Below are 12,005 nucleotides of genomic sequence, written 5' to 3'. Positions count from 1 at the left end.
CAAAATTATTGGACCGATGATGGGTGATATATGCCCTCAAAACTTTTTCATTTACAAACGAAAAATAGTGGACGTCTGTATGGTGATATAGAAACAGGCAAAATCGATCGAGCGATTGTTCAACCTCATCCGTCATACTTATATTCCCTTGTTTATATTGACGTAGCAACAAGTCGAAGCGCGATTCTCCTCTTATTGAATTAAGCATTATAATATATTTCCTCTTCCACAATTAATAGTCTATCCAATTTACAAAAATAGCTTATTCCCAGATACAAAGTAATCCCCAACAACCTAAACTTTAAATGCAATTTGAGTAATCAACTCAACGATTTGACCAATTTCGATCGATTTATTACCAAGGTTGTTTACCACATCCCCAGCTTCATTAACAGATTTTTGAACAAGATTGATTTGTTCAACGGTTTGAGTCACCACTTCATTTCCAGCGACAGCCTTATCATTTGCGGTAGTCGTTAAATCCGCAACAAATTGAATGGATGCAGCGGCCTGATTCATTCCCCGTGAGATTTCTGCGACCGCCTGATTCGCTTCTGAGGCGTGTGATACTTGTTTATCTGAACCAAGCGCTACCTCTTGAATGGCAATTGAAATTTGTTCGGCTGCCGCACTATTCTGTTCTGCGCTGGCTGAGAGCTCTTCCGAAGTTGAGGCTACATGCTCAGCATCTGTGCTCACCTCAAGAACCAATTTACGCAGATTCTCTTTCATTTGATTAAATGAATTTGCCGGATTTCCAATTTCGTCCCGATTCTTTACTTGAACGTCCTCTTGAGTAAGGTCACCTTCCGCAATGGCCGATGCTGTTTTTTCTATTAATAAAATAGGTCTAGTAATCATCCGAGTAATCACCACGCCAATAATTACTGCTAATACAATGCCAATTATACTTAAGGTAAGAACAGTTGTTATGACTGTATCAGTTAATTTAGAACTTGCCAAACTTCCTTCTTCCATAAGTTTATTTTGTTCTATGGCGAGTCCATCTGCTATATCTCTAAGAATCAGGAGTCGGTTATTTCTTTGTTATACCCACCAACTTTTTTTATTTTCACACAAAAAAGATAGCCGTCCCTTATAAATAGAACAGCCATCACTTTAATAAAATAAAGCTATTTGGCAACCTGGCAATCATAGTTCAATAGCTAATTTGAACGACAGACCCATGGCTTTGCGTCCTTATCTTTCGATAAGTTTGCCTTTATCGGAATTTGTAATTATGTAAAAAAACCTTTTTCCTTTTTGTTATATTTATATAGTAATTAACAAAATTTAAGTAGTCAATAAAATTCAACAAAACTTTACAACAATTTATACAATTCGACAATTCTCTCTTTGATATCATTAGGTAAAAATCCAAATATTATAAAGTATTGAATTTTACTTCAATTTGGAAAAATAGTTGTTAGTGTGACTCTACTAATCTTTATTACCTTATTCCTGATTTCCTCTTTTTTAAACGGCTATACTACTATGGGTTGCTAACAAAATTAATAAAGATACCATATTTGTACAAAAACCCTTATCACTGATTAATACTTTCATTTTATAGCGGTTTTAATAGGTAAAACAATGTCAATGGTTGTCCCCTTATTTAGTTCACTATCAATATGGATAGTTCCGCCGTGATCCTGAATAATTTTGTGACAAATCATTAATCCAATTCCTGTTCCCTTTTCTTTTGTGCTATAAAACGGTTCAAATATTCTTTTCATTCGATCTTTTGGAATGCCACAACCCTGATCAATAACACGGATTTTTATTTGTTCTAAGCCATCCCATGTTGCTCGAATAGTGATATGTCCACCATTGTCCATCGCTTGAATAGAATTTTGAAAAATATTTATTAATAACTGTTTAATTTGATAATTATCACAATAAATTAGTGGTAATTCGGGATCAATCTTTTGGACAATTTTGATGTTTTTTAGAATGGCTTGTGCACTAATTAATGTAACAACCTTTTGTATCAGATCCTGTAGATTGGTTTCCAACGTTTGAATTGCTTGTGGCTTAGCGAGCGTTATGAACTCTTTAATAACCTTTTCAATATCATGAATCTCAGATAACATAATATCGATATATTTAGTTTTGTCTAATTCCTGTTGCAACATTTGAAGAAAGCCTTTTACCGCAGTAAGAGGATTCCTAATTTCGTGTGCAATACCTGCAGCTAATTGCCCGATGACAGACAACATTTCCTTTTTTTGTATAAATTCATCCACTTTCTTTCTCTCCGAAATATCGCGTCCTACAACAATAATTGATTCTAATTCGCCATTATTTTCGATTACAGGGTTAAATTGAGCCTCTACATAAAACCAATAACCATCTTGATGCCTGACACGAAACTCTATTTGACCAAACTTTTTACTTGTTACTATTTGATTGTACTGTTTTTCTAAATGTGGGATATCGTCCGGGTGAACCCAGCTTTTTTCTTTGCTTGGTTCTTCTTCTGTCGGAATAAATCCCAATACTTTTTTATGGGACGGAGAGGCGTATACAATTCTACCATTTGCATCACAGACAGTAACCAAATCAGTCATATTTTCAGTAATGAGCTGATAGTTGGATTCACTCTGTTTCAAGGCTTCCTTGACCTGCTTCATTTCCGTAATATCAACACATGAACCGATAACTTCAACCACTTGTCTGTCTCTTAGAATAGGGCGTAATGACACAATGCATTCAACTTTGTTTACTTCACATTCATATGTGACATTATTCTCCCCATCCCAGGCCCTCTGATAATATTGACCCTTCACTTCAGCAAAGTGATAAGGAAGAAAGTCACTTAGCTCCCGACCAATAATTTGTTCTGGAACTAAACCCATTCGATAAAGTAATTCACCATCACATAGTGTATGAATGAATTTCCCATTCTTCTTTGTGAATTTGAAAATCATCCCTTGCTGTTGCCTGACTGTTTCTGCTAACTCCTGACGAGCTAGCTGCAACGCTTCTTCTAGTCTATTTTTATCTGAGAGTTCTTTAGGAATTCCATTTTTAGTTATTATTTGTTCTATTTCACCGAATTTGCGTACAATCTGGTTCATGGGTAAAGGTTTACTAAATAAATACCCTTGGGCCTCATCACATAGATTTCTCTGAAGAAAAATTAATTGATCCTTTGATTCCACCCCTTCGGCCACGACCTCAAGTTTCAATTGATGGGCTATAGAAATGATCATCTTTACAATAGCTGCATCATTTTTGTCTTCTGTACAATTCCGAATAAATGATTGATCAATTTTTAATTTATTGATAGGGAGCGCCTTTAAGCGATCAAGTGAGCTATACCCTGTTCCGAAATCATCCAAACTAATTTGAATGCCAATGCTTTTTAATTCCTTCAAAACCTTGATGCCATGTTTGATATCCATCAACATACTCTCGGTTATCTCAAGTTCAAGGAACTCAGGGGAGAGCCCGGTTTCATCTAATATTCTCTTAACAGCCTCAACTAAATTAGGTTGATAAAGCTGGCGAACCGATAGATTTACTGAAATAACGACAGGCGAGAGGCCTAAATCCTGCCAAGCTTTATTTTGCATACAGGCGGTTCTCAAAACCCATTCTCCAATAGGGATAATAAGCCCTGTTTCTTCCGCTAGGGGAATAATTTCAGCAGGTGAAATGATCCCTTTGTTTGGATGATTCCAGCGGATCAATGCCTCAATTCCGATGATTTTCCCTGAAATCAAGCTAAGTTTAGGCTGATAATGTAAAAATAATTCATCTCGTTCGATTGCATTTCGAAGGTTTTTTTCTAGCTCTGACATTACATAGTTATGTCTGCTTTGATTAGATAGACTCATTTCCATTTCATATCGTACTCCTCAGAATATTTCTATGCTTTAGTTGAATAACAAAAAAACTAGATAAAGGCTCTGTGGAGACTTTTTGTCTTCACAGAGCCTTTTCTTTATTTAAATTAGTCTCTAGCGATTGTTGAATATCTTCGGTGATACATATATTTTCATATTGAAATTGGCGTAACAAAAAATCGTAGCGTGATACTCCCCCTATTGAATCCAGCATTAAACATGACTTCCTCTTCTAAATTTAATAGATTTGTTAACTGATGATAGTTTAAAGTACATAGTTCTAAACTTTGAATCTATTTATGACTGCTTGCAGATGTAGAGCCATATCACTTAATGTTTCCGCTGAAGATGATATTTCTTCCATTGAGGCATTTTGTTCCTCAGCCGAAGCAGCTACATTTTGTGTATTTCCTGCAGATTGTTCAGCTATATTCGCTACGCCTTCCATCATTACCACCATATTTTGTGAGCTGGAATTCACTTGCTCCACAATCGCTGACACCTCTTGGGCTTCGGTGGTGACCTGTTCTATGGATTTTACAATATCTTTAAAGGCATCTCCTGTTTGATGGACCAGTTTAATCCCCTCATCTACGACAGATGCGCCATGATTCATAGATTGAACAGCTTTCTCTGCCTCTGTTTGAATCTCTTGGATGAGTTCCCGTATTTGACCTGCAGCCCCACCAGATTGTTCTGCAAGCTTCCGTACCTCATCAGCAACTACCGCAAACCCTCGCCCATGCTCTCCTGCCCGTGCAGCTTCGATCGCAGCGTTTAAAGCTAAAAGGTTCGTTTGATCTGCAATCTGGGTAATTAACTCAACAATTTGGCCAATTTCCACTGATTTATCACCTAGGCTGTTAACAACCACTCCGGTTTCATTAACAGATTGTTGAACAAGATTTATTTGTTCCACAGTTTGGGTAACTACTTCGTTTCCGGCGACTGCTTTATCGTTCGCAGCAGTCGTAAGATCGGCAACAGATTGAATAGAGGCTGCAGCCTGATTCATTCCCATAGAGATTTTCGCGACCGCTTGATTAGCTGCTGTAGCATGAGAAACTTGTTTTTCTGAACCTAATGCCACCTCTTGAATCGCCAGTGAAATTTGTTCTGTCGCACTGCTGTTCTGTTCAGCACTGGCAGACAGCTCCTCCGAAGTTGCCGCCACTTGTTCAGCATCAATACTCACTTCACGGACCAAGAGGCGGAGATTCTCCTTCATTTGGTTAAATGATTTTGCCAGATTTCCAATTTCGTCCCGATTCTTAACTTTAACATCCTCTTGAGTAAGATCACCTGCTGCTATCGCCTCTGCCGCTTTTTCTACAGATAAAATTGGTTTAGTAATGATTCGAGTAATGACTATACCAATAATAACAGCTAATATAATGGCCATTATGCTTAAGGTAAGGACTGTTGAAGTGACCTGATTAGACAACTTTGAACTAGCTATACTACCCTCATCCATTAGTTCTGTTTGTTCTATTGCGATTCCATCTGCTATATCTCGTATCTCTCTAGCTAAAGGCATAACTACTTCAACAGCATATACATGTGCTTTTTCCGGATCAGTCTCCATCAAGGTTATGACTTCGTCTGATTTTTTTTTTAAGTCGTTATTCATTGATTCAAGTTGATTTAATTTATCTTTATCATCTTGCCGATTGACTAAATTACCGGCAACTTTAATGCGCTCATTCAGATCAGCTATAGATTTTGATAGTGTTTCTGATGAACCCTTTTCCTTTAATAACACGCCTCTCAAATTACTGATTTCCCTTGAAGCACTGATTTCCATATTCATTGAATTGATGACGATAACTGCCCGGCGATCAACCAATTCAGAAAAAGATTTATCAATTTTCTTAATGCTGAAATACGATATTGCACTAATAATGCCGAGTATGATTGCGATGCATAAAAAACCGCCTAGCAACTTTTTACCAATTGTAAATTTCACCAAAAACACCCGCTTATCTTCACTTTTTATATCGCTTCTTTTATTTTGTTTACCTGCTCTTGCACAGACTTATTGTTTAATAAATTATTTATATCAAGAAGAATCAAAAGCCGCTCCTTCATCTTGGCAATCCCAATTAGGAAAGGAAAATTGACATCTTCTATTAAGTCAGGTTGTTGAATACATTCAGATGGGATATCTACTATATCTGTGGCTGCATCGACTGCTAAACCAATGAGTTTTTCATTTATGTTTACAGCGATAATTCGTGTTGAATCACTTTCAACAATATCCTGCTCCAGCAATACCCTACGAAGATCGAGAATCGGAATAACATTCCCACGCAGCTCAATAATTCCTCGAACATAAGAAGGCATTTTTGGAAGCGCTTTAATCGAAGACACTCGCTCAATATAACTAACTTGATTTAAATGGATACCATACTCTTCATTACCTATGCGAAAAACAACTGCTATAAAATCGTTCATTAACCTTCCCCCAATGTAGATTAAACACTCAAAAATTCAGCTATTTTAAGAGAATAGAATTCTAATCTTCTATTTCGCCAAAAGCACCTCACCTCTTTCATACACTAGTTAGATATATATTCTAGTCATTAAAAACAATCAGGATTTGTCCTTCTTCACCTTCAATTAATAATTTTTCGCACAAAAATAGCTGTCTCTTATGAATAGAGCAGCCATCACTTTACATATATAAAGCTAATTGGCAACCTGGCGATCATAGTTCAATAGCTAAATTTGAACGACAGACCCATGGCTTTGCGTCCTCTTCTTTCAAAGAGTTTGCCTTTATCAAATTTTAAAACAGGTCAAATCACCCATTACCTTTATACCACTTCATAATAGTTAACATAAATAGAAAAGTCAACAATATTCAACAAAATTTTACAATAATCTAATATATTCGACATTTTTTGACACTTGCAAAAAAGTGCTAGTGATTTTCAGGCAAAAACCAATAGGTAAAATAATAAAAGAACTACCTCAAAAAGAGATAGTTCCATAATTTTATCGTTCGCAAGCCCATCAGTTTTTAGCTCGATCATGTGTGCTTGCATAAGCTGTTCCGTTGATTTTTATCAGTTTGGATAGTACTCTCTCATTGCAGCAGTAACTAATGCTAAAATCCACTTCCTATACGGGAGTTAGATGGGAGTATTTTCAGAAAAACTAATTATTTATAACTTAAAATGTCCTACTAATCCATTCAGTTCTTCAGCTAATTTTGCTAGTTGATCCGAACTGCCGGCTATTTCTTCCATAATGCTGCTTATTTCTTGAGAAGATGCAGATGTTTCTTCAACACCAGCAGCAGATTCTTCAGAAACCGAAGCAATTTCTTGAATTGCTCCATTCATCTCCTGTGAACTTGTGGCAATTTCACCTAAGTTTTCAGCAATCGTTGCAATACTATTAACCATTTCTGTTACAGCTTCACTAATTCCACGGAAAGTCTCGCCAGTTGATTCAATTTGTGCTTTTCCTTGTTCCACTTCCTTATATCCAACTAATAACGATTCCGAAACAAGACCCGATTCCTTTTGGATACTACCTACTATATCAGTTATATTTATTACAGAATGAGATACTTGTTCAGCAAGCTTTTTTACTTCATCTGCTACTACCGCGAAACCTTTTCCATGTTCTCCGGCCCTTGCAGCTTCAATTGCAGCATTTAAAGCCAGAAGATTAGTTTGATCAGCAACGTCCTTAATTACGGTTACTAAATTGGAAATTTCTTGTGAATGCTTGTCTAGCCCTTGGACTTTATTGACTGAGTCCCGTACAATATTATCGATTTTTTCCATTTGGAGGATTGAATTTTTCATTAACTCAGATCCATCTTTAGTCATGCTTAACACTACTTTTGAATTTGCTTCAATACGGTAACCATTTTCATTTGCTTCTTGAACTTTATCTGCAAAATTACTCATACCGGTTGATAAATCACTCGCGTTATTGGCTTGAGTTTCAGAACCGGCTGCTAATTCCTGCATAGTTGATGCCACTTGTTCTGATCCGGTTTTTACTTCGTTTGCGGATTGAGTCAATTCCTCACTTTGACTGCTTAATGTTTCAGAAACTCTATTAATTTGACTTACTATTTCTCGTAAATTCTGATTCAATTGGTTTGTAGATGTTACTAATTGACCTATTTCATCTTTGGATTTTGGTTCTAATTCCACCAAACTTAAATTACCTAAAGCTAGTTGCTCCATTACATTTGTAACTTGAGGTATTTCTCTTAACATACGTTTTAACAGGATAAAAACTAAGACAATAAGAATCAAACAAGCAATAACAAAATATAAGCTCATCATGTACGTAAAAGTGCTAAGACTACTCAATGCTTCCTTTTGAGGAATAGATGTTCCAACTGACCATTTAGTTGTTGGAACTGGTGAATACCCGATATATTCTAAGCCATTATTTACTTCTGTTAATTCAAGCCCCTTTTTACCCTCAACCATTTTCTGGCCCACACTTCCTATCTCACCAGAAAGTGATTGAAGTTTTTGTTCTAGTATTAACTCACTGTTTGGATGATATAGGATAGTTCCATCGTTAGAGAGTAAAAACGAATAACTATTTTCCCCCATCTTATAAGATTGCATTAATTGCGGCAATTCGTCTAAAAATATGTCTATCGCAACGATACCAACCGTATTTTCTCCCTCTTTAATTGGTTTCATTGCACTTAAAATGACTTTCCCAAATACTTCATCCATATACGGCTCAGTAAAATATACATTTTCTTCCTTTAGGGCTTGTTCATACCAAGGTCTGCTTTTTATATCGAAACCTGGATCGGATACTACGTTATTACTTCCAATTAGAAAGTTAGACTTATTGCTGGCAACCCAAACCATTGCAATAGCATCATCTGTTTTAACAATCTCATCAAGTGATTTTAAAACCCCGTCATAATACGAATTTGTCGTTGCTTCATCTCTCGATTGGGCTGTATTCAAGTATTTTAGTATCTCCTGGTTCGTAGCAATTTGCCTTACAATGGTTCCTTTATCTGCAAACATACTATTAACTTGATCAGCAATTGCGTCACTGTTAGTTGATACATTTTCTTCTACACTACTAACTAAAATTGATTTCGTATAAGAGTTAATTAGAAATCCTGTAATTGAAAATACAATTATAATAGCTATAAAAAGAGCAAAAGCTACTTTTGTTGAAATACTGCTTCTTATCCAAGAAAATAAGTTTGACTTAGTTACATTATCTTTTTTTACCATAAGACATTCCTTCCTATCTGTGTACACTTAGCTGTATTTTCCAAAAGACTATGTTAACACTTGATTGTCCCATCACCGAATACAAATAAACTAGCCCCGGAATTTACCTTTACTACTTTTTCAAATATTGAAACCATTCTCCTCATACCCACAGAAATTTCTAACTTCACCTCAAATCAATTAACTTTAATACTTTTGCACTATAATTATACAGTGCAAATTACATTAATAAATGGCTTATTTAAACTTTTTTACATATTGACGCCATTTATTCTTCCCTAAAGAGAAAAGCCACTTAGAGAGAAATAGGTCAATTAGCTCAAACATTTATTAATTTACAGGTTGGCTTTAAAGATCTGTCTCAGAGATTGCTGCCATTAAACGGGTTTCCTTATCCGCCATGAAAAATTGGCGAACGGGAGCGAAAGAGAAGCTGAGAAAAGCGAATATATAAAATGAAATTAAGCCAGAGAACAAATTCTTGATTTAAATCCAGTTTAGGAACAGAATTTTTACAATGTTCACCAAAGTGTAACAATTATTTCACCCTTACGTAAACCGATCCTTGTTTAAGCTGGAAACTCTTATTTAACAAGGGTTTCCAGTACAAATGTTTTGAATATTATTATTATAAATCACTGCTAAATTTCCTTCTTTTTTATAAAATCTCCTTATAGGAAATAAATTGGAACTACTCTACATGTAAAAAATTTGGCGATTATTATCTAATAGTGTCAGGGGGAGGTTAAACAAATGAATATTTGGAAGATGAGGTATTTGGGGATCACGTTAAAAAGGTTAAGAACATCTATGAAACTGACTCAGGAAGACTTGGCTTGGAAAAGCGGACTAGGGATAAAAACAATCAGTTTACTGGAAAGAGATGAACAGGAACCACTTCTAAGTACCTTCTGGAGTATAGCTGAATCTCTAGGAATGGAGCCTTCAGAACTTTTGCAAGAAATTGAAATAGACGTACGAAAAACACAAGTAATAGAATTGCAGCCAAAATAAAATTATTCAGCAGTCTTACTGCCAAAGGAGTCGATTCTCGTTGTTCATGAGATCAAGCTACATAATCAACGAATATTTCATGTACATGAAAGGTCACTATGACCGTCACGGAAAATTATGCACACATGTCACTGAAACTTGTAACACATTCATTGTCGACAAATCACCTCTAGAAATCCTCGAAGATAGCATTTGTGTCATTGGATACGATTTAAGAGGAGCCATAGCAACTTCGAAAAAACTGCTTGGCAACATTTATCATTGTCCCATCTTGGTTAATCCGATTCTAAGGATCATCGTGTTTCCAACGAAATCAGCCTGGCATGATGAGTGCGTCTGGTACAACCCCATTCACATCAAAAGAACCAACAGCCTCAATCGAAAAACAACCATCACGTATAGCAATGGCAAAACCCATAACATCTCAGCTAAACTAACCTCCTTTAACAGTAAAATTAAAACAGCCGAACAGCTTGATGATATAACAAAGGTTTCAGCTTATCCGAGCACGAGTAGAAGTAACCACTCGTTAGTAAGTGAAAAGAAGGATGATTATACATAGCAGCATGTTTATTGGAGGCTTCTTTCTGGGGAGGAAGAGGGCCTCCTTCCCTACTAAAAAGTTTGGTGTGAAAAGCATCTTTTATTTCGGGATTGTGCTAATCAAACGTTTGATTAATACTCTCTTGTACTAACAGGACATGCTCTCGCTATGCTTGTATCATAATAATTATTAAAATAGTAAATTGCTATAAATTGATATAAAAATACGAACATATATGTTAATCAAACGTTTAATTAAATGCCCTCAAAGCCATGCAGGAAAAGGGATTGAGACTGTTTAATCAAACGTTTGATTAATACTCTCTTGCACTGACAGGACAGGCTCTCCCTATATTTGTATCATAATAATTATTAACATTAGTCAATTGCTATAAATTGTTAAAAAAATACGAACATACATGTTAATTAAACGTTTTATTAAATCCCCTCAAAGCCATACAGGTCAAGGGATTGAGACTGTTTAATCAAACGTTTAGTTAATGCTCTCTTGCACTGACAGGACAGGCCTTCCCTAAGCTTGTATCATAATAATTCTTAGAATTTGGCCATTGGTATAAATTGATATAAATATACGAACATACATACCAATCAAACGTTTGATTAAATTCCCTTCAAGCCATACAGGACAAGGGATTGAGTCTGTTCAATCAAACGTTTGATTAGACTTATTAGTTAGCTACCCCACCTTAGCTACACTCTTGTTTTTTAAATGAAGAAGGTGAGGATCTAGCCGTTGTAGGCATTTGATATAGGGTTATTACATTAGCAACTTCAATTATGCCAAAAGAGGATACTTTAATTATCCTTGATTGCACCTCATAAGCTAGTCTTTGCGACTCGAACCGCTATTTTTTGATATAAAATTGTAGCTTAAACAAAGAAAGTGTGGTTTATCAGCCAATTCACAGATGGCACCCAATTATAACGGAACCACTGTCCATTCAAAATATTATCGGACTCACATTCCGCTATTCACTTAAAATCTCCCTACTTTCAAATGGTACGGACACCCGTTCCTTTAATCGATGAAAATCCTTTAAAATTCACCCTTTTCACCCCTATTAGCGGAACCAGGGTCCGATAAGACTATGAAATGAAGGTTATTTTGTGAAATAGCGAATCCACAGTCCGCAAATTTCCCCAACCTATTAAAAAATACTAGTGTCAGCAAATTACTAAATAACATTACTCCTGGGGCTCATTGGTTTAACCATTTGAAATTTGCCTCTTCACCTATTTCTTTAATCAAACGTTCGTAATATAAGGTTAGCCAGATTTTTCTGGTTGACCTTTTTTTATATGGCCTTATGATGACGGTAGTCGGGGTAGAACGTCT

6 protein-coding genes, 3 pseudogenes and 2 riboswitches are annotated in these 12,005 nt (G+C 35.9%); of the genes and pseudogenes, 2 read left to right on the top strand and 7 right to left on the bottom strand.

Going from position 1 to position 12,005, the window contains the following annotated elements; all coding sequences use genetic code 11:
- Positions 1–294: 294 nt before the first annotated feature.
- From AR328_RS15420 to AR328_RS23495, 7 genes and pseudogenes are all read right to left on the bottom strand, one after another.
- A complete protein-coding gene (locus AR328_RS15420) occupies positions 295–963 on the bottom strand; it encodes a methyl-accepting chemotaxis protein (RefSeq protein ID WP_066297190.1) in 669 nt (222 codons plus the stop codon).
- 173 nt (positions 964–1,136) lie between these two features.
- A riboswitch (cyclic di-GMP riboswitch) is annotated at positions 1,137–1,231 on the bottom strand.
- Between the two features lie 331 nt (positions 1,232–1,562).
- Positions 1,563–3,848: an EAL domain-containing protein gene (locus AR328_RS15415; RefSeq protein ID WP_066297187.1), complete on the bottom strand. Its 2,286-nt coding sequence runs from the start codon at positions 3,846–3,848 to the stop codon at positions 1,563–1,565.
- A gap of 283 nt (positions 3,849–4,131) precedes the next feature.
- Positions 4,132–4,770 (bottom strand): annotated as a pseudogene (locus AR328_RS23510) (methyl-accepting chemotaxis protein); the annotation flags it as partial.
- Positions 4,771–5,073: 303 nt separating this feature from the next.
- Positions 5,074–5,817: pseudogene (locus tag AR328_RS23505) on the bottom strand (HAMP domain-containing protein); the annotation flags it as partial.
- A gap of 26 nt (positions 5,818–5,843) precedes the next feature.
- Positions 5,844–6,305 carry a chemotaxis protein CheW gene (locus tag AR328_RS15405; RefSeq protein ID WP_066297170.1) on the bottom strand — a complete coding sequence of 154 codons (462 nt, stop codon included), beginning with the start codon at positions 6,303–6,305 and terminating at the stop codon, positions 5,844–5,846.
- A gap of 237 nt (positions 6,306–6,542) precedes the next feature.
- Positions 6,543–6,638: riboswitch (cyclic di-GMP riboswitch) on the bottom strand.
- Between the two features lie 380 nt (positions 6,639–7,018).
- Complete coding sequence (locus AR328_RS23500) at positions 7,019–8,158, bottom strand: methyl-accepting chemotaxis protein (RefSeq protein WP_442854458.1); 1,140 nt, start codon at positions 8,156–8,158, stop codon at positions 7,019–7,021.
- Positions 8,159–8,221: 63 nt separating this feature from the next.
- A pseudogene (locus AR328_RS23495) lies at positions 8,222–9,091 on the bottom strand (cache domain-containing protein); the annotation flags it as partial.
- Between the two features lie 753 nt (positions 9,092–9,844).
- On the opposite strand from AR328_RS23495, the gene AR328_RS15395 reads away from it, so the two are divergent.
- A complete protein-coding gene (locus AR328_RS15395) occupies positions 9,845–10,105 on the top strand; it encodes a helix-turn-helix domain-containing protein (protein ID WP_066297167.1) in 261 nt (86 codons plus the stop codon).
- 46 nt (positions 10,106–10,151) lie between these two features.
- Positions 10,152–10,667, top strand: a complete 516-nt coding sequence (locus tag AR328_RS22285) for a competence protein ComK (protein ID WP_231734913.1) — start codon at positions 10,152–10,154, stop codon at positions 10,665–10,667.
- Positions 10,668–12,005: the final 1,338 nt, after the last annotated feature.

This window comes from Bacillus sp. FJAT-29937, from assembly GCF_001509555.1.
Classification (GTDB): domain Bacteria; phylum Bacillota; class Bacilli; order Bacillales; family Cytobacillaceae; genus Cytobacillus.
Note: the sequence above shows the minus strand (reverse complement) of the source record. Positions and strands in the feature narration are given on the sequence as shown.

What these genes read in the sequence shown, in the direction of transcription:
- AR328_RS15415 (WP_066297187.1), bottom strand. Translation starts at nt 3,848, where the DNA reads ATGGAAATGAGTCTATCTAATCAAAGCAGACATAACTATGTAATGTCA.
- AR328_RS15405 (WP_066297170.1), bottom strand. Translation starts at nt 6,305, where the DNA reads ATGAACGATTTTATAGCAGTTGTTTTTCGCATAGGTAATGAAGAGTAT.
- AR328_RS23500 (WP_442854458.1), bottom strand. Translation starts at nt 8,158, where the DNA reads ATGAGCTTATATTTTGTTATTGCTTGTTTGATTCTTATTGTCTTAGTT.
- AR328_RS15395 (WP_066297167.1), top strand. Translation starts at nt 9,845, where the DNA reads ATGAATATTTGGAAGATGAGGTATTTGGGGATCACGTTAAAAAGGTTA.
- AR328_RS22285 (WP_231734913.1), top strand. Translation starts at nt 10,152, where the DNA reads ATGAGATCAAGCTACATAATCAACGAATATTTCATGTACATGAAAGGT.